This window comes from Amycolatopsis umgeniensis, assembly GCF_014205155.1.
Lineage (GTDB): Bacteria > Actinomycetota > Actinomycetes > Mycobacteriales > Pseudonocardiaceae > Amycolatopsis > Amycolatopsis umgeniensis.
The window spans coordinates 2,846,379-2,871,992 of the sequence record NZ_JACHMX010000001.1 but is presented as its reverse complement, the minus strand read 5'-3'; the positions used below and the strand labels follow the sequence as shown (position 1 = coordinate 2,871,992).

The window sequence follows — 25,614 nt, the reverse complement described above, 5'->3', positions numbered from 1 at the left end:
GGTGCTGCCTAGGATGCCTTTGCAGAAACAGTGTTTTATGCTCTTTTCCGGCTTTGAGGCGTGGTGAACGGCCTGCGGCTGTCCGCGTCGCCGAGTCGTGCCCCTGTCCAGATAGAGCAAGGCGGCCCATGCAACCCAACTTCGACGCCGGTGAGGATTTCGCCCTCCTCCTGGAGCGGGAAGCCAAGAAACTCGAGGAAAAAGCCAGCGCGCTGACCGCCGCGTTCGCCGCGTCCGCCTCCACCGCCCAGTCTGCGGACGGCTCGGTGACGGTGAAGGTCGAGGCCAACGGCTCGCTGAGTTCCATCGAGTTCAGCAACCGGGCGCTCACGCTGGGACCGGCCAGGCTCTCTTCACTCGTCATGCAGACCGTGCGCGAGGCCCAGCGCAGGACCGTCGAGAAGGTCACGGAGTCCTACACCGAAATCAACGGCAACGACGAAGCCGCGGAGCTGGTCCGCACCTTCATGCCGAAGGTCGAGGACGAAGAGGGCGGCGCGCAGGACAGCCCCGAACAGGACAAGTGGGCGCCGGAGGCGCACAACGAGGACCGGCCGCCGCCGCCGGGCCGGTGGGCACCACCGCCACCGCCGCCGCCGGGTGGCGCCAGGCCGCAGGCCGGCCCCCCGATGCCGCCGCAGCCGGGCCGTCCCGTGCGGCCCCCGAACCCGCCGGCGCCGCCGCCGCGCACCCGGCGGCCGTCCACGCCCGACGACGACGAAATGAGCCCATGGTGAGTGGTGGACGCGCGGTAACGACAGAGGCGCTGAGGGAATTCGCCAAACACCTCGACCGGCTCGAGGAATCGCTGCAGAAGAGCGCCGACATGGTGGGCAGCTGCGTGGCCGACCCCGGCCTCTTCGGCATCTTCGGCGGCCAGGCCTACGGCGCGGGCGCGAGCATGCACTGTGGCAAGGCACGGGACCAGCTGAACAAGTACGCGGAGAACATGCAGAAGTTCTCCGACAAGATGCACGAGGCCGCGAAGCTCTACGAGTCCAACGAACAGGACTCGGAGAAGCTGATCACCGCCGCCGGCGACGGGATCGAGGAGGTGAAGGTCAAGTGAGCGAGTACCACCGGAACGATTTCGGGAGTAATAGCGGCGTCAGCGCCGAAGACTTCAAAGACGAGAAGAACAACTTCCTCGCGGGCAGTGGTGATACCGCGGGCGCGGGCTTCTTCGATTCGGCGTTCGCGCTCAAACGGGCGACCAACGAAGGTGACGCCCTCTCCATCACGATGGCCTCGATCGGGATGGGGATCGAGATCCTCGGCATGGTCCTCGACCCGATCGGGTCGTTGCTCACCGCCGGGATCGGCTGGCTGATGGAGCACGTCGTCATCTTCCGCTGGCCGCTGGACTTCCTGCTGGGGGACCCGAAGGGCATCGAGGCGGCCAAAGAGGCGATCTACGAAGAGGGCAAGACGGTCAAGCAGTGGTCGGAAGACCACAAGATGTCCACCAAAACCCTCTTGGAGACTTGGCAAGGCGACGCCGCCGAAGCGTTCCGGTCCGACATGGAGGGTGTCGCCGAGCAGCTCGACGCGCTCGCCGGCTATATCAATCTCGCCGGCAAGCAGATGGGCATCGCGGGCGCGATCATCGGCGCCGTCCGCGGCATCGTCCGCGACATCATCGCCATGACCCTTGCCGGGATCCTCAAGGCCGCGATCGTCGCGGTCGCGCTGGCGCCCGTCACCTTCGGTGCCTCGATCATCGCGGCGATCACCTCCATCATGGCCACGGTCGGCGTGGCGATCGCGAAGATCGCCAAGCAGATCGCCGACATAGCCAAGCGGCTCGCCGAGATGCTCAAGATCCTGGCCAAGACGCGCGGGGCGGCCGACGACGTCGTCAAGATGAAGCTCAGCGGCAACATCGACAAGATCAAGGTCCCGGTGGGCGGCGGCAAGAAGCCGCCGGCGGAAGCCGCCCCGCCCGGGGCGCCGCGGATCGAGGACGTGAAACCCGACCCGCTGGCCAAACCCAAACCGGACAAGCTCGGCGACCAGGCCGGCTGGATCGTGCGGGAAAAGCTGTTGAAGGAACTGCGGGCCAAGGGCGAGCTGAAAGAGCCTCAGATGGAGGCCCTGATGAAGCGGTTCGACTACTGGACCAGCTGGCCGATGCCCGAGTTGACCAAGAGGATCGGCAAGACCGCGGCGGAAAACATCGAAAAGGTCACCAAGATCCTGAGCGACCCGACCTACGGTGCCTCGGGCATGGCGGGGAAGACCATCGTCGAGTTGACGAAGGGCATCCCGCCCGCGGCGAACGAAAAACCGCCGAAGGACGAACCGAAGGAATGACGGCCACCGGAGCCCCGCACCGATCGAGGTGCGGGGCTCCGGTCACGAAGGGGGAACCTGATGGGAAGCGGACCGGTCGTGCGGCCAGCCCGCCGGGACGACGTGATGGCCATCTGCCGCTTCGGCGAGGAGCACGTCCGAGCCCACTACGCGCCGTTGATCGGCGAGGAAGCCGCAGTCAAACAGGTCCGGATGTGGTGGCACGAGACGAATGTCGCCGGAGCCGTCGCCCGCGGTTCGGTGGTGGTCGCGGACTCCGGCGAGAACCTCGCCGGTGTCGGGCAGCGCGGTCTCGACGGCGAAGACCACGTGATCTACAAGCTCTACGTGCATCCAGGTCATCGCGGCGGCGGGCTGGGTGTCCGGCTGCTCGATGCCCTCATCGGACAGTTGCCCTCGGACGCCGAACGGTTGTACATCGAGCATTTCGTGGCCAATGAGCGCGCGGGCGCCTTCTACGAGCGCGAGGGCTTCACCGTGGATCGGATCGAACCGAGTTCCACGGGCGACCCTCGGCTCGGCGTGGTGTGGCGCGTCCGGAATCTTCGCTAGCGGAGGTTCCGGGCGAAGGCCCCGTCGAGCCAGCGGTCGACCTGGCGCTGGCCGCGCAGGCGGACGATGACGAGGTCCGGATACCGGTTCTCCTCGATGACCTTGTGCACGCGAGCCCGGATGAGCGGGTGGTAACGCCAGGCGAGCTTGACGATGTGGTCCGGGTCGGTGAAGAACGTGCGCAACGGGCCTTCGACGTTGCCACCGGCGATCTTCGAGCCGCGTCCGGCCCGTCGTTTCAGCGTGCGGACGATCGCGCGGGTCACGGTCATGGCCCGCGGATGATCGAGCCAGACCAGGATGTCCAGCCGTTCGGTCATCCGCTCCCGGACTTCTTCGCCCTGCCACTCGATGGCCCACTGGTCGCCTTCGAGGAACTTCAGGACGTCGGTCTGCCAAGTCTCCCGCACCGTCCAGTTCGGACCGTGGAAGAAGGACTCGAACTCGACGAACGGCAATCCCATGCGTTCACTCAAAGTTCGAGCCAGCGTCGACTTCCCGGATCCGGCGGGGCCCGCCACCGCGGCCCGCCGGACCCGCCGCCCGGGCAGGGCGTCATCCGGCCCGATGATCTCCATGCCGGGAGCATAGGGAGCGGCCGGAGCGGCTCCTACCGGTTTTCAGCGGCCTTCTTGAGGTCTTTCAGCCAGATTTCGAGACCCTGCCCCAGCATTTCGGTGGAGCCGGGCACGTCTTTGTCGACCTGCGGGCCGGTGTGGCTCTCTTCGGTGCGGACAATGACGCCGCCCGGGACCTTGACGAAGTTCCAGACGTGGACGCCGTCGATGTGCATGCCACCAGGGCCGTCCAGGGGGCCGGTCCAGCGGAGGCACTTGCCGGGCTGGAGTTGCCGGACGGTGGAAACGATGGTCACGTCGCCAGGCGGGTAAGGCATGCCGGGCGGGACGGGAATCGTCCACTGGAACCGGGAATGCTCGCGGAGCGGGCCGGGGTCCAGGCGCCTCATGGTGACGGGGATGACGGGGTTCTGCCAGGACGGCCAGGCCTCGACGTCGGTCTGCAGGTTCCAGATCTTGCGCAGGGGCGCCTTGATGAAGGTCTCGGTCCGGTAGTGCACCTTGGCGGCCCGGTCGATGCCTTTTCCTTGGCAGGTGAGCGAAGTCGGTTTGCCGTGTGCGGGAGTGGTGGCCTGGGCGGGCGCCGTGGCGCCGAGGACGCCCGCGATGGCCAGCGGGACCGCGAGGAGGGCGGCTCGCGCGCCGATCCGGCGACGTGAGGTGAGTGAGGTCGTGGAGCGAGTACCGAACATGATCCTTCTCCTTGCTTGACCGGCTTGTTAGTACTTATCGCTACAGTTAGAAGCTATAGCGGTACCTGATGGGCGTCAAGGGGAAGGAGAGGAGGCCTGAGCAGCTAAGGCGGTTTAAGGGGTGTCATGGGTGGGCTGGGGGTGCGTTGTGAAAGTCGCGTTCGCAACGGTGAAGGTTGCGAAAGTGGCTTTCGCAACGCCTGTCCGTGGCGACGCGCTGGGAGACCCGACCCGACCCGACACGCCTGCCGGAAGTCCGTGAAGGCCTCCTTCCCTACCTTGAGAGTAGGGAAGGAGGCCTTCACGGACTGGGAAAGGTGCCCGCCTCAGGCGGATCGGCCGAGGAAGGCCAGGAACCGGGTCTGCTGATCGGCACCTGGCGCGGGTTTCACCTTGGGCCCGAAGGTGCCCGGCGTACGGGAGATGATCAGCCGCGCGAGGGAGAACGACGGCGCGACGATGTCGGCCTCCATGGTCACGTCCACCCCGAGCGCCGAGCCGACGTCCCAGGTGTGGACGAGGGTGTCGAAAGTCAGCAACGCCAGGTAATCCGTGACAGTCACATCAGGACGGTTGGCCAAGTACCACGCCGGAGCGGGCCGGTCGAGGAACTCGTCGGTGACGACGGCGTCCGTCGCTTCGCGGGTCGCGCGCCATTCGGCCAGCGGGTCTTCGCCCGCCAGCTCGCCGGGAGTTTCGGAGCCCGCCGGCCCGTTCCGGACCGTGTACTCCTCGCCCGCCGCGTGACGGCGCAGCACCTCCACGCCCCAGATGACGTGACCCGTCACGTCGCGCACGGTCCAGTGGTCGCACGCCGAAGCCGCGTCCCACCGCCCCGCCGGGACAGCGGCGAGAACGGCGTCGAAGCCGTCTTGTGTCCGCTGGTAGCGGTCCACGATCTCTTTGGTTTCCGTCATTTCGACACCGACTTCAAGGTCGCTTCGACGGCGTCGGTCAGCTGCTCGGCACCCGGCACCAAGGCCTTGTCGAGCGCGAGCGCGTACGGGATGACCGTGCCGTCCGGACGGCAGACCCGCCTCGGCGGCGCCACCAGATCGAACTCCTCGGCCGCCGTCGCGACGATCTCCGCGCCCAGCCCGCACATCCGGTTCGAGTCGTCGATCACGACGAGGCGACCGGTCTTGTTGACCGATTTGCGCAGGCAGTCCCAGTCGAAGGGGTAGACCGTCCGCGGATCGACGATCTCGATGTCCACCCGGTCACCGAGGCTCTCGGCGACCTCGATCGCCGTGCCGACGTGCTGTCCCACCGCCACGATCGTCAGGTCGGCGCCCTCGCGGACGACATTCGCTTCGCCCAGCGGCACGATCTCCTCTTCGCCGCCGTAGGCCGGATCCGTCGCCCCCAGCAGCGAGGAAGGAGCGAAAACCGCCACCGGGTCAGGATCCTGGATCGCCGACCGCAGCAACCCGTACGCGTCCGACGGCAGCCCGGGGACCACGGTCTTGATCCCCGCGTGGGCCAGCAGGCTGTACGGGTTGTCCGAATGCTGGCCCGCCCAGCCGAACCTCGAACCCGAACCCGACACGAGATACGTGACCGGGATCCGCACCTGCCCGCCGGTCATCAGCGAGAACTTGTGCGCCTGGTTCACGATCTGCTCGAAGACCAGGTAGATCAGCGAGGAGATCTGGAACTCGATCACCGGCTTCTTCCCGAGCATCGCCGCGCCGGTCCCGAAACTGGTGAAAGCCTGTTCGGACAACGGGGTGTCCAGCACCCGCTCCGCGCCGAACCGGGGCAGCAGCCCCGAAGTGACCCCGCTCGCGCCGACGCCCACGTCTTCACCGAGCAGGAAGACGTCCTCGTCCGCCGCCATTTCGGCGTGCAGGGCGCGATTCATCGCGTGCATGTAACCGAAGTTCTCCGGAGAGGGCAGCTCGCTCACAGGATCACCCCCGGCCGGACAGCGGTGGCTCCCGCGTACAGATACATCAGCGCGTCCTTCGGCTCGGGCGTCGCGGCGTTCTTCGCGAACTCGACCGCGTCGTCGATTTCCTTCTTGATGGCTTCCTCGATCGAGGCGACGACGTCGTCGCCCAATTTCGCGCCCAGCAAGGGAATCGGATCCCGCTCGCGCCATTCGGCCACTTCGTCGCGATCGCGGAACTCGACACCCAGCAGTTCGAGTACGGAATGATGGCCGAAGAACCGGTAGGTCGAACACTCCAGGAACGCGGGCCCTCGGCCGGCCCGGCAGTGTTCGATCAGGTCCTTCGTCGCGGAGGCCACGGCCTCGACGTCCATACCGTCGACCGTGCGCGCGACCATCCCGAAGCCTTCGGCGCGCCGTGCCGCGTTGCCCGCGAGCCCTGATTCGAGTTTGAGGCTCGTCGCGTACATGTTGTTCTCGCAGACGAAGAGCACCGGCAGCGACCAGATCGCGGCCAGGTTGAACGCTTCCAGCAGGACACCCTGACTCATCGCTCCGTCGCCGAAGAAGCTGACGACGACCTGGGAGTTCCCGCGTGCCTTGGCCGCCCATGCGGCGCCGGAGGCGATCGCTCCTCCGGCGCCCACGATTCCGTTGGCGCCCAGAATGCCCAGCTTCATGTCCGCGGCGTGCATCGACCCGCCGCGGCCCTTGTTGAAGCCTTCAAGGGTGCCGAGGAGTTCGGCGAGCAGACGCCGGGGATCCGCGCCCTTCGCCAGCACGTGCCCGTGTCCCCGGTGGGTACTGGTGAGGAAATCCTGGTCCGTCAGATTCGAACAGACGCCGGCGGCGACGGCTTCCTGTCCGATGTACGGGTGGATTCCCCCGTCGATCTCGCCGTCGATCGCCATCGCCAGGCAGCGCTCTTCGAACTCGCGGATCAGTTTCATGGACCGGTAAAGGGCCCTTCGGTGTTCACGGGTCATTTTCGCAACAGCCCTTCGTGGTCGACGGTCATACGGGGCCGGACGAGCATCCTGTCGACGTAACGGAGCAAGGCGCCGTCGTCGGGATTCGGCACGACGATCGGGGCGAATTCCTCACTCGGCCGCTCGTCGCCGCCGGAGTCGAAAGAGGACTCGAAGATCAGCCTCAGGATGGCGTGTTCCTCGGAGGAATGCGCTTCGAGCTCGGAGAGCCAGTCGGCCAACGGCAGTGTGGCGATCGCCGTTCCGTCGCCGCGCAAGAGATCCAGCAGATGCGCGAGACGCATCGGCCGCCGGCTCGCGAGTACGAACCGGCTGCCGTCCCGCGGCTGCTCCGCGCCGAGCCGGGCGAGCTGCCCGGCCGTCTCGTCCACCGCGATCCAGGGTTCCTCCAGCTCGGTTTCCGGCGCGGCACCGAGTTCGAGGATCACCCGCAGCACCCGCAGCATGATGTCCCGCGAGTTCCCTTGTCCCGTGCGCGAATCCCCGACGATCCGGGGCAGCCGGTAGGTCGCCGCCGGTATTCCGCGTTCGTACGCGGCGGTGATCAGCTGCTCGGCATGCGCTTTGGTCTCCGCGTACCCGCTGCGGGCACCGGTTTCGGCGCCGGCGGAAATGGTCGACACGAACTGCATCGGCTTGAGCCGGGTGGTGGCCGCCAGCCGGATCAGCTCACGGGTACCACTCACGTTGGCGCCCTCGAGTTGTTCGTAGCTGGAGAGCGCGTCGACCCGGGCGCCGTTGTGGCAGATCAGGTCGATCTCGCCCGCGAGCCGCTCGAAAGTCGCGCCGGTGAGCCCGAGCCCGGGCGCCGCGAGATCACCGGGAACGATCGTGATCCGCTCGTGGTCGACTTCGTTCGACAGGCCGTAGCGGTCGAGATTTTCGCGCAACCGCCGCCATCCCACGGTTTCGTCCGCGGCCCGCACGAGACAGTGGACACGCACTCCGGGCCGCTTCAGCAACTCGCGGACCAGGTACACCCCGACGAAGCCGGTCGCTCCGGTGAGCAGGATGTCCGAAACCTCGCCGGGGGAGCGAGGCGGCAGCGTGCCGGGGAGGACGTCGCGCAGGATCGACAGGGGATCGAACGAGCGGACGCCGTTCGTCCGCCGCCCGCCGGTGATCTCTTCGGCCAGCTTCGCGATGGTGGGCCGCTCGAACAGTGTCCGCAACGGCAGGTCGATCTGGAGCGTCTCCCCGATCCGGACGGCGAGTTGCGCGGCCTTCAAGGAATGCCCGCCGACATCGAAGAAGCTTTCGTCCCTGCCGACGGCTTCGCGATCGAGGACCTGGGCCCAGATCGCCGCCAAGGTTTCCTCGGTCGGGTTCCGCGGCGGTGCGGCCACTGCCGCTCGAGGGCCGTCATCGGGTTCCGGAAGTGCCTTGGAATCGAGCTTTCCGTTGATGGTCAACGGGAGTTCGGGCAGGGACACGAACGCCGCGGGCACCATGTACTCCGGCAGCACACCGCGCAGCCGGGCTCGCAGAGCGGCATCGTCGAGAACGCCCGAGACCTTGAGATACGCGACGAGCCTCTTCTGCCCGGACGTGTCTTCGCGCGCGACGACCGCGGCCTGCGCGATGTCCTCATCGGACAGAAGCGCGGCTTCGATCTCCCGCGGTTCGATGCGGAAGCCGCGGATCTTGACCTGATCGTCGACGCGCCCGAGGTACTCGATGTCGCCGTCGGTGTTGTGGCGGACGATGTCCCCGGTCCGGTAGAGCCGCTCGCCGACGGTGCCTTGGCGGCCGGAGACGAACTGCTCTTCGGTGAGTTCCGGTTGTCCCCGATAGCCGCGTGCGACTCCGGGGCCGGCCACGTGGAGTTCTCCCGGCACTCCCGTGGGTGCGAGCCGGCCGCGCTCGTCGAGGACGTACACGCGGGTGTTGCCGAGCGGACGGCCGATGGGGATGCCGGTGAGGTCGGCGGGAACCGGGGCCTGGATCGGGTGGCAGGTGGCGAACGTGGTGCATTCGGTGGGCCCGTAACCGTTGAAGAACCGCGTGCCGGGCAGAGCGGCGACGGCGCGGCGGACATGGGTGACGGACAGCGCTTCACCGCCGACGAGCAGCTGCCGAAGCCCGCCCAGCGCCGAGACGTCCTCGTCGACGATGTGGTTGAACAACGACGAGGTCAGCCAGGCCGTGCTGATCCGGTGCCGGGTGATCGCGTCGGCGAGCGGCCGGGCGGTGAGCACCCGTTCGCCCGCGATGACGCAGGTGGCGCCGGTGAGGAGGGCGCCCCAGATCTCGAAAGTGGCCGCGTCGAACGAGATCGCCGACGCGTGCAGCACCACTTCGTCCTCGCCGAGGATGCCTTCCGGGAGCCCGGTGACGAGACGGATGATCGACCGGTGCTCGATTTCGACGCCTTTGGGACGTCCGGTCGAGCCGGAGGTGTAGATGACGTAGGCCAGGTCTCGTGGCCCCGCACCGGAGTCGAGAGCGGCCGCTGATTCCTCGTCGAGGGTGGGATCGCCGGTGAGGTCGGCGGTGATCACCAGTTCGGCTTCGCCGTCGGTGAGCAGGAGCCGTTGGCGTTCCCCGGGGTACTCCGGATCGATCGGCAGGTAGGCGGCGCCGGTTTTGAGCACCGCGAGCAACGCCGTGATCAGCCCGATCGAACGCGGCAGGCACACCCCGACGAGGGCTCCCGGCCCGGCGCCCAGTGCGCGCAGCCGGTGCGCGAGCCGGTTGGACCGGACGTCGAGTTCGGCGTATGTCAGCGAGTCCTCGCCACAGATCAGGGCCGTCGCGTCAGGCCGACGGCGGACCTGTCCGGAGAACACCGCGGGCACCGTCGCCGGATCCGGCAACGTCGTGGCGGTGGCGTTCCAGTCCTCCGTCAGCCGCCGGATCTCGATGTCATCCATCATCGGCAGGGCCGGCAGCGGCCGCTCCGGGCCGTCCCCGACGGAGGAGAGCAGCTGCTCGAAGTGCTGGGTGAACCTCTCGATCGTGCCCCGGTCGAACAGGCGGGCGTTGTAGTCGACGCGCGCCTCCAACACGCCGTCCCGGTCCGTCATCTGGAATTCGAGATCGAACGCGCCGGACGGCGAAACCTCCGGCAGCGGCACGTCGACCAGCCGGAACGTGACCTGGGTGAGGGGAGTGCGGCTGAAATCCCGCCGGGGAACCAGCTCCGCGACGAGGCGCTCGAAGGGGATGTCCGGGTTCGCCTGGGCGCCGAGCGTGGTCTCCCGCACGCGTCCGAGCAGTTCCGGGAAGGTGGGGTCACCGGAAAGACTGCTGCGCAGCACCAACATTTCCGGCGACGCGGGCACACCGACCGTCACGTCTTCGGTGCGCCCGTAGCGGGACAGCACGACCTTGAAGGTCGCCAGAAGCGTCATGAACAGAGTGACGTCGTGGCGGCCGCTGAGTTCGCGAAGCCGCTCCGCGACAGCGGGATCCACGCCGAAGGAGACCGAGTCGCCGCGATACGCCGCCACCGGCGGACGCGCGCGATCCGTCGGCAGTTCCAGCGCCGCGGGGACGTCGGCGAGCCGGTTCCGCCAGTAGTCGAGTTGCCCGCCGAGCGCGCCGAAGATCGGCTCATCCGGACTTTCCATCGCGTGTTCGACGAGCCGGATGAGCCTGCCGACGAGCCGCGTCGCGGTGGAGCGGTCGAAAAGACCGGTGCGGAACACGAGTGAGCCGTGCAGCTTGCCGTCCTGCAGATGGGTGACCAGCTCGAGATCGAACCGGGTCGCCACCCCCGCCCACGGCACGCTGGAGATCTCACCTTCGCCGGGCGTGGGGATTTCCCCGTTGTGCACGACCACGACGTCGAAGATCGCGTTGCGGCCCGCGTCGCGATCGGGCCGGACCTCCGCGACCACCTGGTCGAACGGCGCCTGCTGATGGGCGTACGCCTCGACCATCTTGGTGCGTGTCACCTTGAGCAGCTCGCGGAACGACATCGACGGGGTGAGGTGGGCGCGCAACACCACGGTGTTCACGAAAAAGCCGAGGACGTCGGCGAACCGGCGGTCGTCGCGACCGGCCAGCACCGTTCCGATCGTGACGTCCACCTGTCCGGAATGGAGGGACAGCAGAGCCTGGAACACCGCGGCCACGGCGCTGGAGAGCGCGCACCGATTCCGCAGGGCGAAGGCGCTGAACGTCTTCGTGAGCTCGGCGGGCAGTTCGAAATCGACGTGGTCGCCCGCGAAGCCGGGTTTGCCCGTTCGCGGCCTGTCCGTCGGCAGCCGCAGCGGCTCGAATCCGGCGAGTTCCCGCCGCCAGTAGTCGAGGTGTTCCGCGGCGGACTCGGCGCCGGAACGCTGCGACGCCACGAACTCCTCATAGGTCACGTCGAGCGGCGCGGGGGTTTCCGAACGGTAGAACGCGACGAGATCCTCGGTCACGATCTGGATCGACCGGCCGTCGGTGATGATGTGGTGATTCACCAGGCACAGCACGGCCGATCCGTCGGCGCACTCGACGACCATCGCGCGTACGGGCGGCGCCGCCGCGAGATCGAACGGTTCGCTCACCAGGTCGGCCGTGTGCTTCTGCCATTCGTTCTCGCCGGGGCCCGCGGTCCGCCGCGCCACCGGGATGCGGAAGTCCGGCACCGGAACCGCCTCGGGCGTCCCCGATCCGTCCACGACGAACTTCCAGCGGAGCACCGGGTGACGTCCGGCGAGCGCGCCGAGCGCCTTGTCGAGTGCCTCGAAATCGACGCCGTCGTGGAACCGCAGGACGATCGGGATGTTGTACGCGGCGCTGGTGCGGTCGAGCTGCTGCACGAGCCACAGGCGCTCCTGCCCGAGCGACAACCTCATCGATTTCTCCTTCATCCGACGCTCGCGGGCACCGGCGGGGCCGCGGCTTCGATCAGCACTTTTTCGTCGACTTTCCCGTTGCGGGTCAAGGGGATCTCGTCGACCTGGACCCACAGGGCGGGTATCGCGTAGCTCGGCAGCCGGGCTGAAAGGAACGCGCGCAGCGAGCGCTGATCCGTCTCGGCGCCGGGGTGCACGACGATGGCCGCCACGAGCTGGAGGCTCTGGTTCGGTTGCCGCGAAACGACGATCACGGCGTCGCGGATACCGGGATGACCGGCGAGGACGGTGCCGATCTCCTCGGTTTCGATGCGATGCCCGTCGAGTTTGACCTGCTTGTCCGCGCGGCCGAGGAAGAGCACGTTGCCGTCCGGGTCGAGCCGGACCAGATCACCCGTGCGGTACAGGCGTTCGCCGACGTCCGGCGAGAAGTGGCCGAACCGTTCGTTCGTTTCGGCCTCGTCGTCGAGATAGCCGTCGGCCATCCCCGCTCCGGCCGCGTACAGTTCGCCGATCCCGCCGGGCGGGACGAGCCGGCCGTTCCGGTCGAGGATGAAGACCCTGGTACCGGCGATCGGCTTGCCGATCGGCAGCGGTCCGGAGATCTCCGCGGCGGACCGCACGGTGTACGTGGTCGTGAAAGTCGTGTTCTCGGTGGGGCCGTAGCCGTTCGTGAGCACCAGCCCGGGAAACGAATCGAGCACGCGCGCGGCGGCGTCGTGCGGAACGACCTCGCCCCCGCTCACCAGCCAGCGGAGTCCGGCGAGGGCCTGCGGCCGCGACTTGACGACCAGCCGGAACAGGCTGGCTGTCAGCCAGGCGACCGAGACTTCCCGCTCGGTGAAGAACTTTTCGAGCTTCCGGACCGTGGGAAGCCGCCCGGGAAAGACTTCCAGCGTCGCGCCGTTGAGCAAGGTCACCCAGATCTCGTACGTCGACGCGTCGAAAGCCAGCGGCGCCATGCGCAGCACACGGTCACCGGGTCGCGTTTGGAGCTCGGCCGTCCGCGCGAGCCGCGCGACCGCGCGATGCGGGACGACGACGCCCTTCGGTTCGCCGGTGGACCCCGAGGTGAACGCGATGTACGCCGTGCGGCCGGGGTCGCCGGAGCCGGATGTCCGGCTCGGCGTGCCGGGATCCGTTCGCTGCCCGGGAATCCAGGAGTCGACGCGGGTGAGCCCGCGCAGGACGGGATGATCGGCCGTGGCGGTGTCGACCACCGCGACCGCGGGGGCGAGCTTGCCGACGATCCTCTCCTGCCGGGCGTCCGGCGCGTCGTCGTCGAATCCCGCGTACGCCGCGCCCAGCCGGATGATCGCGAGCAACGCCACGATCTCGCCGACGGACCTCCTGGTCGCGATGAGCACCGTGTCACCGGGCCGGGCCCCGGCGCGACGCAGCACCTCGGCGTACTGATCGGCGGCGCACGCGAGCTGTTCGTACGTCAGCTCGACGTGGGCGTCACGGACCGCGACGTCCCGCGGGCGGAGCCGGACCTGTTCCAGGAACAGGGTTTCGATGTCGGACGGCGGACTGTCGGCACCGGCCAGCGCGTCGAGGATCCGGCGGCGTTCCGGCGCGATGCAGCGCACGTCCCGGAGGCGCTTGCCGGACGCGGCCAGTTCCGCCACCGCGGCGGCGACGTCGGCGATGAACCCGTGGTCGGCGTCCGGCACGCCGGTGACGAAACGGATCTCCCCGGAACGCAGATCGGCGTCCGTGGAAGCGATCACGAGGTCCACGGATCCGTCTTCGGCGGCTCCGGCCGTCCGCACCGAACGCAGGAAGTCACCGACGAGTGCTTCATCGTCGACCTCGAGCCGGATCACCTTCCCGGCGAACGAGATCGCGGCCTCGCTCGCGGCCGTCCACCGGCACAGGGTGACCGCGAACGCGGCCACCACCAGCGCGGCGGAGCCGGCCGTCAGAGCGTAGGGAAGGGTGCGCACCTCAGGCATCGGCCTTGCCACTGCTCGCACGCGCCAGCCGGACATGGAGGTGATCGGGGCGGCGGAAGATGTGGCCCCGCTCCCGCAGCCGCCAGAAACCCTGCCGGATTCCGTCGAGCGAGCCGCCGAGCCGGACGCCGCCGAACCGGAGCGACAACCGCTCGAACAGCGTGTCGAACTCCGCCAGGGCCAGCTGGATGCCCAGGCAGGTGTGCGGACCGGCCGAAAACGCCAGCAGCCGCTGGTCGGTGCGATCCGGGCGCCAGGTGTCCGGATCCTCGAAGGTGTTCTCGTCGCGGCTGGCGCTGCCCAGCGACAACAGGAGCGCGGACCGGCGCGGGATGTCGACACCGTGGAGGGTCAGGTCGGTGGTCGCGTACCTGAGGATGGTGTGACTCGGCGGCTCCCACCGCAGCGTCTCGCGGACCACCTGGGTCCGGTATTGCTGATCCGCCAACGCCGACAGCTCGACATCGTGCGCCAGCACGGCGTACATGATCTTGCCGATGGTGGCGACGCTCGTCTCGGTTCCGGCCAGCAGGAACAGCGTCGCCGTGCCCAGCATGGACTCGTCGACCGGTTCGCCCGGCGGGAAGACGAGGTCGAGGAACGGCATCCGGCCGCCGTCCCGGCGATCGGCGAGTTTGTCCTTCAGGTACTCGATCAGCTCCGCCTTGGCCGTGAGCGCCGAATCCAGCGAGGTCGCCGGGAACTCGATCGCGCCCGCCAGCGGGAGGACCCGGGGACGCAGCCAGGCCGCGTCTTCCGGCGGCAGACCGAACAGCCGGGTGACCATCGCGTAGGGCACCCCGACCGCGACCCGCTCCATGAACTCGACGTCGACCTCGTCCGCGGACCCCATCTCGGCCTCGATCGAGTCGAGGACCTGGTCCACCGCGGGTACGAGGATCTCGGTGCGCAGCCGCTTCACCGAGCCGCCCGCGAACAGCGGCATGAACAGCTTGCGCAGGTCGCGGTGGCGCGGGCCGTCGGTGTCCAGCAACGTCCGGCCGAACAACCGGCGGCTGCTGCGCATCGGGAACCCGCTGCCGACCTGCCGGTCCGACAGCAACTCCTGGACGTCGTCGAACCGCGTGATCAGGAAGGCGTTGAAGGCCGCCGACCAGTGCACGGGTTCCGACCGCCGGAGTTCCTTGTAGATCTGCCACGGATCGGCGAGGAACTCGTCCGAACTGAAGTCCAGACTCACCTTCGTGGTGCTCATTTGTCGCCTCCGTTGCCGACCAGTTCGGTCCGGGACTTCAACTGACGGCCGGCTTCTTCCGAGGTGAGCCGGATGGACTCCGCGGTCCCGTCGAAACCGCCGGCCAGTGCGGGCACGACCTCGTGCGCGAGAGCCGTCAGCTGCTCGAGGGTCGCCTTGTGCGAAACCCACCTGGGAACGAAGAAGTTCAACGAGACCGGGTCGCCGACGCGGTCCATCAGGTCGCGGATCCGGCTGACGCAGGTCGCGGTGTCCCCGACGATGAACCCGCCCGTGTCGACGAGGTTCTGCAACGTCTTGCGGTGGGCGACCGGCGAGTCCGGGATGGGCATGCCGAGCGTGTTCCGGTACAGGCCGCGCCGCAGCGCGGAAAACCCTTCCAGGAGCTCCTCGATGCCCGCGGCGGGGGAGTCGGCGATGTGGACGAAGACATTGCAGCGGATCCGGGTCCCGCCCGCGGATTTGTTCCGGTAGGAATCGACGCGCTCGATCAGCGCGCCGACCGGATCCGGGTCCATGCCGGGACGGATGGAGCCCCAGGGCGGTGCCACGTGGACGGTCGGAGTCGTGGCGGTGTCCGTCAGGAGTTCGATACCGGCCGGGCTCAGCGAAGACGCGACAACGGTCTCGATGGCCCCGGCGCCCCGCAGCGGCTGGAGCTGCAGGACGGCCTTCTTCACGGTGAACCACGGTGTCGTGGTGTTGACCGTCTCGCCGTTGAGGAGTGCTTGCACCGTCTCCAGCGCCGCCCGGAAGTGATCGCGGACCGTGGCCGGATCCACCCCGATCATTTCCATGTCGTGGACGTAGGTGCCCGTTCCGACGCCGAGGATCGCCCGGCCCGCGGTGAGGTGATCGAGCAGCACGATCCGTTCCGCGACATGCAGGGGGTGGTGATAAGGCAGCGGTATCACGCCGGTGGCGAACCGGATGCGGCGCGTTTCACGGGCCAGCGCCGCCATCAGCATTTCCGGAGAGCTGAGCGTGCTCCAGCCGCTGGAGTGGTGCTCGCCGAGCCAAATCTCGTCGAAACCCAGGTCGTCGGCGAGCACACTCAGTTCGATATCGCGCCGCAGCGAAGCGTGAGGGCTGACCGAAGGGTCGTGAAAGGGCGGCAGGAAGCAACCGAACGCCTTTGAATGCATGATACGAAGACCTCTTGATTCTTTGTCCGAGGGGCGATGGTCGGTTTCTCAGCCGGCGGGCACCTGCTCCAGCAGGTAGTCGCAGAACTTGTCAACGGTGGTCAGGTCCTCGTTCTCTTCGAGGTCGATGAACACGTCGAGCTTCGTCTCGATCTTCTCGATGAGCGCCAGGTACTCGATGGAGCTCATACCCGTCTCGGGGAACTCCGTGTCCGCCTCGATGGTCTGGTTCTCCAGAACGCCGCCTGCGACTTCGGACAGTAGTGAGAAGATCTGCTGACGCAGTTCCGACCTGGCATCTTCCGCGCTCATGTGTCCCCTTTGCTGATCCGCGCCTCATGGGTGCGGTAGACGTCGAAAAATAAACCAGTGGTTTCGGTCGATCCTTTTCCGGCCGGGCGTACCCTGTGCATCACGAAAGTGGCCTACGGCGGTGAAAGTATTGTTGCCCGAAAAGGCGGCGATTCGCAACACCGTCCCGCGGCGTAAAAGTGCCGAACAAAGAAAAAACTCCTGGCGGAGCGTCTTGACGCGCTCCACCAGGAGTATGTGAATGCTACTTTCAGCGCTTGCGTTTCTGGAGTAGTTCGGCGAATTGCCGCCAGTCTTCCGCGCGCGCCTTGGCGAGTTCGGAGATCAATTCCAGCCGGTGTTCGGGTATGTTCCTGGCGACCTGATCCCATTCGTCCCGGTCGTTGAGGTGCCCGTCCAGCAGCCGGACCAACGTGCGCCCGGCTTCGGTGTAGCGGATGGTGGGATCCGACCGGAGCCACTCCACCGCCGCTTGATCGGCGGCCGTCTGGGTGTGGGGGTCGGCTGTGGGTGGCCTCGCCGAGGTGCGTGCCGGGCTCCCGCTCCGCGTCACCCCGGGGGACGGCACGTCGCTGTTGCGGTGCCGATGACGCACGTCGTGCGCCGTCGCGAGGGAAACCCCCGCGTTGCGCGCGATTTCCCGGATCGAGGCGGTGGGGTTGCTCGCGAGCAACTCGTGCGCGCGCCGCCTGCCCTGCGTCGGATCCAGCGCGCGGACGCGGCCGTCGCGGCCGACATGGGCGTTCGACTGGGGAACTTCCCCAGTCGAACGGCGCAACCGGCCGACCGTCTTGTGGGACAGGCCGGTGACCGTCGCGATGGCGCGATCGGACCACTGGGGGCGCAGCTCGAGAATCCGGCAGGCGGCGGTCTTGCGGTCGGCGAGGGAGAGCGGCAGTCCGTGCGCGATGTTCGACTTCACCGCGAGGATGAACGCGGCTTGCTCGTCCCCGTCGAAGAACTGCACGGTGATCGCGACGGCCTTCTTGATCTTGGCCGCCTGCAGCCGGTGCGTCCCGTCGATCACCCGCATCGTGGGCCGGTGCACGAGAATCGGCGGCAGCGGCGAGTCCGTTTCCGCGAGTACCCGTGCGTAGGCGAGATCCACTCCCGCCGCCCTGGGGGAGTCTCGCGCGGTCAGCAGGTCTAACGGCACCTCGACGACCTCGCCGAGCGCTGGATCCCAGCCCGCCGCCACCCAGTCACTTTCCCGCCTGGCAACGGGGATCTGCGGACTGTCCGCCTGTTTTTCCTTGTGCCAGTTCAACATCTTCTAGCCCCCAGAGCACTTGGATCATGTCAAACCTTTTCCATCATTCGAGCCAGTGTGTGAACTTGTCAAGGGCCGTGAGTCGCTGAGGTGTTCGACCGCCGGCCGAGGAACTTGACGACTTTTCTGCGGTCGCGGCGAGGCTGTCCAAGGGCTTCCTTGACGGACGTGCGCCTTCCGTGCAGCCTGGTCGAAGGTGTGCCGCACGCAGGAGACCGCGGGTTGGGGGCGGATCGTGGCGGCAGGATGATTCTCTTGTGAGACAAGGGAAAGGCGCCCGTCGTAGGCCGCTTCGTCTTCCTCGAACACCCGAAATGGGACGATTGATCTTCGGAATGGCCGCGCCCGAAAGGCTTCGAAATTGCCCGGACGGGCCGAAAGAATTCTCTGGCGGCCGTAACGGCAAGCCACGAGTGTGACGGAGTGTGTGCCCTCGGCAGGATTCGAACCTGCGACACCTGCCTCCGGAGGGCTAAACCGCGTGTCGCGCCCGCGAGTGCCGTGACCTGCGCATATGCCAAGTTTGGAATGCTCGCCGACCCCCGGTTGGGAACGCATTGGGAACTGACGTGTGCCCAGCGGTCAGTTGGACCGTGGTTTCAGCGCGTCCGCCAGGACCCACTGGCGGTGCCACGTGGCCCCCTCGCCGGGCCTACCAAGGGGGAAGGTGACCCACCCAACCCAGTGTCCGGTGACCGTGGCTGCCCACGTGCTCAACGTCCCGGGCACGGTCCCGGTCAAGTCGAGTCCGTCAGAGAGCGATCCCCGCGGGCCGTCGACCGGGAAGACCACTCGCAGGTCGACCCACACCGGTCTGGGCGGCTCGACCGCGTGCACGTGTGGCGCATCGCCGGTAGGCCTTGCTGAGTCGGTCATGTGTTCGATTATGCATCCCTCGGTCCAGCCTGCTGGGAACACCTGGCGCGGTCCATGCAGGTCAATCCACACGAAGGAGTCAACACAGATGCACGACGCCTCTCGCAGTGTCAAACCGGTAACGTCAGGTCGCATGGGATTGACGGAGGAAGCGCAGCAACTCGCTGAACGTCTGGTCAAGCCGCTAGGTCGCCGCTGGAAGCATGTGCAAGCGGTTGCTCTGCGCGCCTCGCAAATTGACCATGCCGTAGCACCTTCAGACCGAGGGACTTTGGTTGCAGCCGCGTGGCTTCACGATATCGGCTACTCGTCCGACATCGGCCACACACGGTTTCACCCGCTCGACGGCGCTAGGTATCTGAAGCAAGAAGGCTGGCAGGCGACTGTGGTAAACCTGGTAGCCCACCATTCTGGAGCACGATTTGAGGCCATTGAAAGGGGAATGTCCGCTGAGCTGGGCGAATTTCCCTTCGAGGACTCGCCTCTTTTGGATGCGTTGGTCACTGCCGATTTGACAACAGGTCCCGGCGGCGAATCGGTCACGTACGACGAGCGAATTTCCGAGATCTTGAGTCGATATCCGGCCGATGATCCTGTGCACAGGACATGGGTCAAGGCGGCGCCGATACTTCGCAAATCAATCGAACGGACCGAGGTTCGCCTTGCGGCTTAGCCAAGGTAGGGTTCAGTTCGATCAGCATCTAACGCGTGCTCGATTCTAAGGCGCATTGAGGGGTGAATATTCAGGGCGGCCAACTCGCCTACCTGAACCCATCGCACTGCCTTAGTTTCAGTTCCATCTTCGCGTGCCGTTCCACCCGTCCAGCGTCCTTCAAAGCACAAGGAGAATTGCTGTCGCACCTCGCCGTCGTCGTATGCCATTACGTGACGCGGATCGGTGTAAGTTCCGACAAGGCGTTGCACTTCGATATCCAAGCCTGTTTCCTCTCTTACTTCACGGATAGCTGTGTCTGCGATGCTTTCCCCCGCATCGTGTCCGCCACCCGGGAGTGCCCACAAGTTGTTATCCACCTTGTGTATTAGAAGAATTCGACCTTCGTTGTCTCGAATCGCTACCGTCACAGAGGGAACCACGTTGTTCGCCTTCGGTGCGCTGGGGTCGTCGAAGTAATCGATACGCGCCACAGTTTCAGTCCTTCTTAGCTTTAGTCTCCGGAACGCCTACTGTCCAGACCTGTTCAAACGATCGCATATAGTGCTGCCAGATCGACCCGCCGTTAATTTGCCTATAGTGCATCACTGGACTCTGTCCGGCCAATGCGCCATGTGCGTGGCCATTGACTAGCAGGTTGTCATCGAATCGGTAAATTGAGTTATAAAGAATCGTTCCGTGTGTGCGAACCTCCACTCCGTCTACGTTCCACACGTCGCTCAAATACCGACGCATGAGCTGTATTCGCCCCTCAAGGCCGCCTGGTGTTCCTTCGTCTTTTGCTCGCTGTATTACGGCAGGTGTCGTTTCATCTCCTACGAGCAACCGGAACCTAACTCCCTGTTCCGCCTTCTTTTGGATGAGGGGAACAAGGTTGTATTGCTCGACCAGGAAGGCCCCCGAGAAGACCAAGACGTCCATCTCGCGTTCAACCGCGGTCAGTAACGACTCCCACACTGCGCCGGTCATTGCCGATCGCGACGGGTACATGTGGACCAACTCTGACTCAGTCGGCGCTGGCCGCGCGTCACCTGCCACATGGGGCCACAGGTCCATCTCGCGTACCCCAAGCACGCGGGTTATCGCGTGTCGCGTGACCCGATGAGGCGTCCTCTCCTTGCTGATCCACCGCTCAGCCGTCTTAACGTCCTTGCCCACCCTGGCAGCCAGCGTCTCGATATTGATGTTGGCTGCCAGCATCGCCGTCCTCAAACGGTCGTTAGCCACGGCGCCCTCCCCCGGGTCGGGTCGAGAACGCTTCGCCTCGCTGCGGGGACGTTTCGGACGTTTCGAGGACGCTCGCTCTCGCAGCAACGTCCTAAAAGGTCTTCTGAAACGTGGTGTCGACGTCCCTTGATCTGCGGTTTTCTTAAGTCACGGCAGGCGACACCAAGAAAATCCAGAAGGGACAGGCGGATGGCCAAGAACAGCGGCTTCCCGGGCCTCAAGACCGGGGGCGTAGTCGACAAGCTCAAGAAACTCATCCTTGCGGCAGTGGTGGTCACGGTCATCGTGATGGTGCTCAAGTCACCTGCGGAGGCGGCCGACGTGGTCACGGACGGCCGCGACAGCGGTGAAGATGCGATCGACAGTCTGATCACCTTCTTTCGATCTCTCAGGAACGGCTAGTGCTCTCCTCCAGTCGCGCGACCCGCTCCCTCAGTTCGTCAACCACCGTTCGAAGGCTTGCTAGCTCGCGCACGAGGTAGCCCGAGTCCGGCTTCTCGGCTGGCGGTTCGTTGACAAAGACTCCGACCGCCGGGGTCACCGATAGCCAGCCCTCACTTTGCAAAACCTGGAGGGCCTTCTGCACGGTGCCCGGCGAGTACCCCTCTTGTTCTGAGAGAACGCGATAGCCCGGAAGCATCTCGCCCTGCGGTAGATCACCGCTTCGAATCCTGCTCCTGATTGTCTCGGCGAGCACCTCGTACTTAGCGGTCATGAAACCAGTCTAGCCACACTGACCCATACCGACATAGATCACACGAATGGTCTAGCGACAACTGCTATATATCGATCTAGTCTGACATGTGTCAGTCCAACGAAGGAGATTCCGATGAGGAATGCACGACCGACCCGCCGCCAGATCGAGGCGAACTCCGATGACCTGGGGTTCGACGCGCTGACGATTACCCCGGCCGGGGTGGACGCCCTGGTGGCGTCCGATGAGGTGACCGCGGTGGAGGATCTACTGGCGGACGCCGGTTACATGGCCGTCGACCTGCCGGAGTTTGACTTCGAGCCGCGCACTCTGGCGGAGTTCGAGACTGAGATTTCCCCGGCCCCGGTGGTCGAGTTGGCTACCTGGTCGGTCGCCGGACTGCCGGGTCAGGGCAAGTCGGCGGGTGCCCTGGCGGCGCTGTACGACTTCGGTGAGGTGGCGTGATGGGCCGCCGCCTGTTCGTCCCGGCCGTGTTCGCTGACTTGTTCGCGTCAATGCCGCCGAAGACCGCTTCGGTCTCGCGGTGCCGGGAGTGGCTGGAGGCCACGGAGACCGCGCTCCGCTCCCAGATTTCCGGTCCGCACGGTGTGCAGGCCATGCGGATGATTCCGCTGCTGATGACCGTTCGTTACACGAGTTTCTGAGCTGACGTTCCGCTCACTTTTCCCACTATTTCTCACTTTCTCGCCTTTGTTGTGGAGGTACCGTCATGCCTGGATACGCCACCCCGGCCGCCGCGATCACGTCCCGGTTTCGTGCCCTGGCGGCTCTGCTGACCCGCAACGCCACCGTGCTGGAGGCGTCCGGGCTGCCGGGCGAGGTCGTGGCGCCGCGCTCGACGGTGTACCGGGATGTGGCCGCGCAGCTCAACCTGCAGGCCGGTGTCGAGGGGGAGCGAGCCGCGGGGAATCCGCTGGTGCTGGTGCTGTCCGAGTACGAGACCGCGCTGGCGATGGCGCACCGGTTCGAGCTGCTGGCCGGCCAGCTGACCGCCAACGCCCGCATCCTCACCGCTGGCACGTCGGACGTGGTGATGCGTCGCCGGGCTCGGGTGTATCGGGACGTCGCCGCGCAGGTTCGGCTGCTGGCACGGTTCGAGGTCGACGAGGCTACGGCGCGGCGGATCCGGGCGCAGCGTCCGGTCACGGAGGCGTTGCGGATGCCGTCGCGAGTGGCGCGGCAGGCGGCGACCCGGGCACCGCGGGTGCGGGCGGCGTTCCTCGAGGTTCTGGTGGCCGCGATCGCGAAGCGGCGCCGCCGGGGTTGGTCGGTGGCGCGGCTGACGCTGTGGCTGCGTGGCGAGTTACGGGATCCGCAGACCGGCGCGGTGCACCCGTGCGCTGAGAAGTCCTTTGTGTCTTACGTGGTCGCACTGCTGGGCGGTCCGGTGGGGACGGTGGCGGCGTGATGGCCGGGACTCCGTTCGATGGCCGTTGGCCGGGTGCTCAGCTGGCGGGCGAGTACGGCCTGTGGGTCCAGCCCACCGGCACGGCGGTGCTGTACGAGGTGATGATCGAGTCCTTCGGCTACCTGCACGGCCCGCCCCGGCCGCTGGTGACCGACACCCCTGCTCTGATGATCGATCTGCGGAGGCTGTTCCGCGACCCGCACGTCAGTCCCGCCCTGCGCTACCGCACCGGCCGGGACGACGCGGTCCGGGCCAACGTGCTCGACCAGCCCGGGGCCATGGAGTTCCTGCACGGTCAGGCCGCCGCGATCGCCGCCCTGGTGCCGTCGGTGTCGCCGGACGTGGTCACGGTCGCGGTGGGCTGCGCGGGTGGCCGTCACCGCTCGGTGGTGATCGCCGAGGCGCTGGCGCTACTGCTGTCCGGTGACGGGATCTCCACGGAGGTCTTCCACCGCGACATCCGCCGCCCCGTCGTGCGGCGCTGACCCCCGCGCCACCTCCTGAATCCCTTTACTGCCAGTTCTTTCCCGGTCGGGTGCTGTGCCCGGCCGGGAGATGTCAGCTCCACCTCGATAGTTCCGTCACTCCAACGAAAGGACATTTCCGATGAAGGACTCCGCGCTGATCACCATGGCCATGAGCTCGTTCAACCTCAGCAACAAGGAGGCGTCGGAGCGTGTCTCGCTGGTCACCTCGATGTTCCGCAGCGGTTCGGACACCGCGACCACCCGGGCCCGCTACAGCAACCGGTTCGGCGCCAACCGTGATGACACCCACGAGTTCGTGATGTTCGTCCTGCTGCGTTTCGAGGCCAAGGGCAAGTGACGGGAGAGACCTCACCCCCGACCCCGAGCACTGTCCTGAAAGGAGTTCTGATGTCGCTGAGACATTGGGTCGCCGCTATGGCGGTCCGGATCGCGACCCGTCTGGACCGCCGCGCGCCGGTGTTCTACGCCGCCGACGTGGTGCTGTTCGCCCACCACGACGGTGTGCCGCATGTGCTGCTGATCGAACGCGGGAAGAACCCGCACCAGGGCAAGGCCGCGTTTCCCGGCGGGCACGTCGAGAGCTGGGAGACCTCGCTGGAGGCCGCGAAACGCGAAGCGGTCGAGGAGACCGGGCTCGACCTCGACCGGGTACCGCTGCGCCTGGTCGGTGTCTACGACGCTCCCGGCCGGGATCCGCGCGGCCGGTATGTCGGTGCCGCCTACACCGCGGTGCTCTCGACGATGCCCGCTCCGGTGGCCGCCGACGACGCGGCCGCCGCGCACTGGGTTCCGCTGGCCCGTGCCGTGAAAGCCGCCCAGGACGGCGGGTTCGCGTTCGACCACGCGGACATCCTCACCGACGCCGTACGAGCCACTGGCGTCGGCCGCTGACCCGCTGTCCGGCCCGCACACCTCAATGACCTTCCGGTTCGCGGTTCATCCCGCCACGAACGCGCCGCGCCCGGCAGGAGCACCAACCACTACCAACCCACATCGAGCACAGGAGGACGTCATGAGCATCGTGAAGGCCGTCAAGGCCACCGCCAAGGCGGTCGACAAGACCGCGGGGTTCGTCGGCCAGAACCGTTCGCGGGTGGTCATGCACACCGGGAACGGGCTTCCCAAGACCCACTGCGGCGGGTGCGGCAAGCCCGCGAAGAAACAGTTCAGCGGTCACCGCTACTGCGGTAAGTGGGCGTGCCAGCAGAAGATCACCGCGAAGCTCTACGGCTGAACCCGCGATGGAACAGCCGATCTGTCGTTGCTGAGCACGCCGCACTCGCCACGTGCCACATCGGACGATCCACATCGGACATTCGCCTGGTCACCGCCTGGACCGCACACATCCCAACGTCTTCCCATGGAGGAACCACGATGCCCTACATCAAGCTCACCGGCCACTACAGCGAACAGACGCCGGGCGGCGTGTACATCGGCCATATCAACATGACTGTGCGTCTCGGGAATGGTGTCACGGTCGAGCTGCCGCTTCCGTTCGTGCCGCTGGGCAGTCACCTCGGTGTCGCTCCGGTGGTCGAGCCGGGCGAGGCGGGTTCGGTCCGGCTCGACTTCACCCGGTGGACCCCGGTCAGCTACGGCGACGTCACCGCCCGGTTCCCGTTCAACTTCGACCGCCAGGACATGGCGGTGAAAGTCACCCGCGCTTTCGACAACGACCCGGCGACGAACTGGAACGACGACCAGGGCCAGATCATGACGTGGCTGCGGACCTGGGGCGCCAGTCACAGCCTGTCGTTCGCCTGAGGTTCCGCCCGTATCGCTGCCTGTGAACAGGAGGGCCCCGGCCCGGTGGTTCATCCCGCCAAGAACGCGCCACCGGGCCGGGCCTTCCCACCAACCCACGCCGCTCACGCGGCCATCAACAGGAAGGGTTTCCCATGCTACCGACCACAACGGTCCACACCTGGGCCGAGGTGATGGCCATCGACCTGGACCACGTCCTGGCCACGACCCGCGCGAATCTGGTCTACGACGCCGCCGACCCGTGGGCGGTCACGCTGACCGTGCGCGGCGGCGACAACTGGGTGCCGTGGGTGTTCGCCCGGTCCCTGCTCACCGACGCGATGACGGCCGGCGGGTCGATGCTCGACCGCGTCGGCGACGGCGACGTCCGGATCACGGTGCGCGGCACGCATGTGTTGCTGGAGCTGGATTCCCCTTCCGGGCACGCGTACCTGCGCCTGTCTCGCGCGGACGTCGACCGGCTGCTGGATCAGGCCGAACAGCTCGTCCCGGAAGGCGCCGAAGCCCTCGACTGGGACCAGGAGATGGCACTGCTGGCGGGTGAGGGCGCGTGACCCGCACGATCGGTGACATGTCCGGCATCGTCGAGCCCGGCGACACGATCAACGTCGTCATGGTCGGCCCGGACGGCACCCCGACCGGTGTCAGCCACACCACCACCGTCGATGACCTGGGCCGCTATCGCGGACGGCAGGCCGTCGCACGGGGCGAGGCGAAGGTCGCCACGATCAACCGCCCGCCCCGACGCTGATCC

30 protein-coding genes are annotated in these 25,614 nt (G+C 66.8%); 16 read left to right on the top strand and 14 right to left on the bottom strand.

All coding sequences use genetic code 11. The annotated features are described in order from the left end of the window. Positions 1-128: 128 nt before the first annotated feature. From HDA45_RS13100 to HDA45_RS13085, 4 genes are read left to right on the top strand one after another with little or no spacing between them, the layout of a single operon-like run. Positions 129-737: a YbaB/EbfC family nucleoid-associated protein gene (locus HDA45_RS13100; RefSeq protein WP_184895054.1), complete on the top strand. Its 609-nt coding sequence runs from the start codon at positions 129-131 to the stop codon at positions 735-737. After that, positions 731-1,069 carry a type VII secretion target gene (locus HDA45_RS13095; protein ID WP_184895047.1) on the top strand — a complete coding sequence of 113 codons (339 nt, stop codon included), beginning with the start codon at positions 731-733 and terminating at the stop codon, positions 1,067-1,069. Before HDA45_RS13100 ends, HDA45_RS13095 begins: the two co-directional genes overlap by 7 nt. Beyond that, positions 1,066-2,313 carry a WXG100 family type VII secretion target gene (locus HDA45_RS13090; protein WP_184895045.1) on the top strand — a complete coding sequence of 416 codons (1,248 nt, stop codon included), beginning with the start codon at positions 1,066-1,068 and terminating at the stop codon, positions 2,311-2,313. The genes HDA45_RS13095 and HDA45_RS13090 overlap by 4 nt, the downstream gene beginning before the upstream one ends. Positions 2,314-2,373: 60 nt before the next feature. Then, entirely contained in the window at positions 2,374-2,865 is a 492-nt protein-coding gene (locus tag HDA45_RS13085; protein WP_184895043.1) for a GNAT family N-acetyltransferase, read from the top strand. Here HDA45_RS13085 and HDA45_RS13080 read toward each other — a convergent pair. From HDA45_RS13080 to HDA45_RS13030, 11 genes are all read right to left on the bottom strand, one after another. Next, on the bottom strand, positions 2,862-3,443 hold the full coding sequence (locus tag HDA45_RS13080) for a P-loop NTPase family protein (RefSeq protein WP_184895041.1): 582 nt from the start codon (positions 3,441-3,443) through the stop codon (positions 2,862-2,864). The two genes, HDA45_RS13085 and HDA45_RS13080, sit on opposite strands and share 4 nt — an antisense overlap. Before the next feature lie 32 nt (positions 3,444-3,475). Continuing rightward, the gene (locus HDA45_RS13075; RefSeq protein ID WP_184895039.1) at positions 3,476-4,135 is read right to left on the bottom strand and encodes an SRPBCC family protein; all 660 of its coding nucleotides are present in this window, start codon (positions 4,133-4,135) and stop codon (positions 3,476-3,478) included. Positions 4,136-4,461: 326 nt separating this feature from the next. Then, positions 4,462-5,052, bottom strand: a complete 591-nt coding sequence (locus HDA45_RS13070; RefSeq protein ID WP_184895036.1) for a TIGR03086 family metal-binding protein — start codon at positions 5,050-5,052, stop codon at positions 4,462-4,464. After that, on the bottom strand, positions 5,049-6,044 hold the full coding sequence (locus tag HDA45_RS13065) for an alpha-ketoacid dehydrogenase subunit beta (protein WP_343072061.1): 996 nt from the start codon (positions 6,042-6,044) through the stop codon (positions 5,049-5,051). Before HDA45_RS13065 ends, HDA45_RS13070 begins: the two co-directional genes overlap by 4 nt. After that, positions 6,041-6,979, bottom strand: a complete 939-nt coding sequence (locus HDA45_RS13060; RefSeq protein ID WP_246480692.1) for a thiamine pyrophosphate-dependent dehydrogenase E1 component subunit alpha — start codon at positions 6,977-6,979, stop codon at positions 6,041-6,043. The genes HDA45_RS13065 and HDA45_RS13060 overlap by 4 nt, the downstream gene beginning before the upstream one ends. A gap of 32 nt (positions 6,980-7,011) precedes the next feature. Then, positions 7,012-11,808: a non-ribosomal peptide synthetase gene (locus tag HDA45_RS13055; RefSeq protein ID WP_184895031.1), complete on the bottom strand. Its 4,797-nt coding sequence runs from the start codon at positions 11,806-11,808 to the stop codon at positions 7,012-7,014. An 11-nt stretch (positions 11,809-11,819) separates the two neighbouring features. After that, positions 11,820-13,766, bottom strand: coding sequence for an amino acid adenylation domain-containing protein (locus HDA45_RS13050; protein ID WP_184895029.1), 1,947 nt, complete (start codon positions 13,764-13,766; stop codon positions 11,820-11,822). Then, positions 13,759-14,982 (bottom strand): cytochrome P450, encoded by a 1,224-nt coding sequence (locus tag HDA45_RS13045; protein ID WP_184895027.1) that lies wholly within the window; start codon positions 14,980-14,982, stop codon positions 13,759-13,761. The genes HDA45_RS13050 and HDA45_RS13045 overlap by 8 nt, the downstream gene beginning before the upstream one ends. Further along, the gene (locus HDA45_RS13040) at positions 14,979-16,127 is read right to left on the bottom strand and encodes an LLM class flavin-dependent oxidoreductase (RefSeq protein ID WP_184895026.1); all 1,149 of its coding nucleotides are present in this window, start codon (positions 16,125-16,127) and stop codon (positions 14,979-14,981) included. The genes HDA45_RS13045 and HDA45_RS13040 overlap by 4 nt, the downstream gene beginning before the upstream one ends. Positions 16,128-16,175: 48 nt before the next feature. Continuing rightward, a complete protein-coding gene (locus tag HDA45_RS13035) occupies positions 16,176-16,439 on the bottom strand; it encodes an acyl carrier protein (protein ID WP_184895024.1) in 264 nt (87 codons plus the stop codon). 250 nt (positions 16,440-16,689) lie between these two features. Beyond that, positions 16,690-17,709, bottom strand: coding sequence for a ParB/RepB/Spo0J family partition protein (locus tag HDA45_RS13030; protein WP_184895022.1), 1,020 nt, complete (start codon positions 17,707-17,709; stop codon positions 16,690-16,692). A 1,009-nt stretch (positions 17,710-18,718) separates the two neighbouring features. On the opposite strand from HDA45_RS13030, the gene HDA45_RS13025 reads away from it, so the two are divergent. Next, positions 18,719-19,258: an HD domain-containing protein gene (locus HDA45_RS13025; protein WP_184895020.1), complete on the top strand. Its 540-nt coding sequence runs from the start codon at positions 18,719-18,721 to the stop codon at positions 19,256-19,258. On the opposite strand, the gene HDA45_RS13020 is transcribed toward HDA45_RS13025, so the two are convergent. After that, positions 19,255-19,731: an NUDIX domain-containing protein gene (locus HDA45_RS13020; protein ID WP_184895018.1), complete on the bottom strand. Its 477-nt coding sequence runs from the start codon at positions 19,729-19,731 to the stop codon at positions 19,255-19,257. The genes HDA45_RS13025 and HDA45_RS13020 overlap by 4 nt on opposite strands. 4 nt (positions 19,732-19,735) lie before the next feature. After that, positions 19,736-20,485 (bottom strand): helix-turn-helix domain-containing protein, encoded by a 750-nt coding sequence (locus HDA45_RS13015; RefSeq protein WP_184895016.1) that lies wholly within the window; start codon positions 20,483-20,485, stop codon positions 19,736-19,738. A gap of 189 nt (positions 20,486-20,674) precedes the next feature. Here HDA45_RS13015 and HDA45_RS13010 point away from each other — a divergent pair, with 189 nt between their 5' ends. Further along, positions 20,675-20,887, top strand: a complete 213-nt coding sequence (locus HDA45_RS13010) for a hypothetical protein (RefSeq protein WP_184895014.1) — start codon at positions 20,675-20,677, stop codon at positions 20,885-20,887. Here the strand turns inward: HDA45_RS13010 and HDA45_RS13005 are convergent. Then, a complete protein-coding gene (locus HDA45_RS13005; protein WP_184895012.1) occupies positions 20,874-21,200 on the bottom strand; it encodes a GntR family transcriptional regulator in 327 nt (108 codons plus the stop codon). The genes HDA45_RS13010 and HDA45_RS13005 overlap by 14 nt on opposite strands. Positions 21,201-21,314: 114 nt before the next feature. Here HDA45_RS13005 and HDA45_RS13000 point away from each other — a divergent pair, with 114 nt between their 5' ends. From HDA45_RS13000 to HDA45_RS12955, 10 genes are all read left to right on the top strand, one after another. Then, positions 21,315-21,644: a hypothetical protein gene (locus tag HDA45_RS13000; protein ID WP_184895010.1), complete on the top strand. Its 330-nt coding sequence runs from the start codon at positions 21,315-21,317 to the stop codon at positions 21,642-21,644. Continuing rightward, positions 21,644-21,844, top strand: coding sequence for a hypothetical protein (locus HDA45_RS12995; RefSeq protein WP_184895008.1), 201 nt, complete (start codon positions 21,644-21,646; stop codon positions 21,842-21,844). The genes HDA45_RS13000 and HDA45_RS12995 overlap by 1 nt, the downstream gene beginning before the upstream one ends. Positions 21,845-21,909: 65 nt before the next feature. After that, positions 21,910-22,608 (top strand): hypothetical protein, encoded by a 699-nt coding sequence (locus HDA45_RS12990; protein ID WP_184895006.1) that lies wholly within the window; start codon positions 21,910-21,912, stop codon positions 22,606-22,608. Then, positions 22,608-23,093, top strand: a complete 486-nt coding sequence (locus HDA45_RS12985) for a RapZ C-terminal domain-containing protein (RefSeq protein WP_246480691.1) — start codon at positions 22,608-22,610, stop codon at positions 23,091-23,093. Before HDA45_RS12990 ends, HDA45_RS12985 begins: the two co-directional genes overlap by 1 nt. Before the next feature lie 121 nt (positions 23,094-23,214). After that, complete coding sequence (locus HDA45_RS12980; RefSeq protein WP_184895004.1) at positions 23,215-23,433, top strand: hypothetical protein; 219 nt, start codon at positions 23,215-23,217, stop codon at positions 23,431-23,433. A gap of 50 nt (positions 23,434-23,483) precedes the next feature. Further along, the gene (locus HDA45_RS12975) at positions 23,484-23,987 is read left to right on the top strand and encodes an NUDIX domain-containing protein (protein WP_184895002.1); all 504 of its coding nucleotides are present in this window, start codon (positions 23,484-23,486) and stop codon (positions 23,985-23,987) included. A gap of 121 nt (positions 23,988-24,108) precedes the next feature. Beyond that, positions 24,109-24,330 (top strand): hypothetical protein, encoded by a 222-nt coding sequence (locus HDA45_RS12970; RefSeq protein ID WP_184895000.1) that lies wholly within the window; start codon positions 24,109-24,111, stop codon positions 24,328-24,330. A 140-nt stretch (positions 24,331-24,470) separates the two neighbouring features. Next, positions 24,471-24,860 (top strand): hypothetical protein, encoded by a 390-nt coding sequence (locus HDA45_RS12965; RefSeq protein ID WP_184894998.1) that lies wholly within the window; start codon positions 24,471-24,473, stop codon positions 24,858-24,860. 134 nt (positions 24,861-24,994) lie between these two features. Next, positions 24,995-25,414 (top strand): SsgA family sporulation/cell division regulator, encoded by a 420-nt coding sequence (locus tag HDA45_RS12960; protein ID WP_246480690.1) that lies wholly within the window; start codon positions 24,995-24,997, stop codon positions 25,412-25,414. After that, complete coding sequence (locus tag HDA45_RS12955; protein WP_184894996.1) at positions 25,411-25,611, top strand: hypothetical protein; 201 nt, start codon at positions 25,411-25,413, stop codon at positions 25,609-25,611. The genes HDA45_RS12960 and HDA45_RS12955 overlap by 4 nt, the downstream gene beginning before the upstream one ends. The last annotated feature ends 3 nt before the right edge of the window (positions 25,612-25,614 follow it).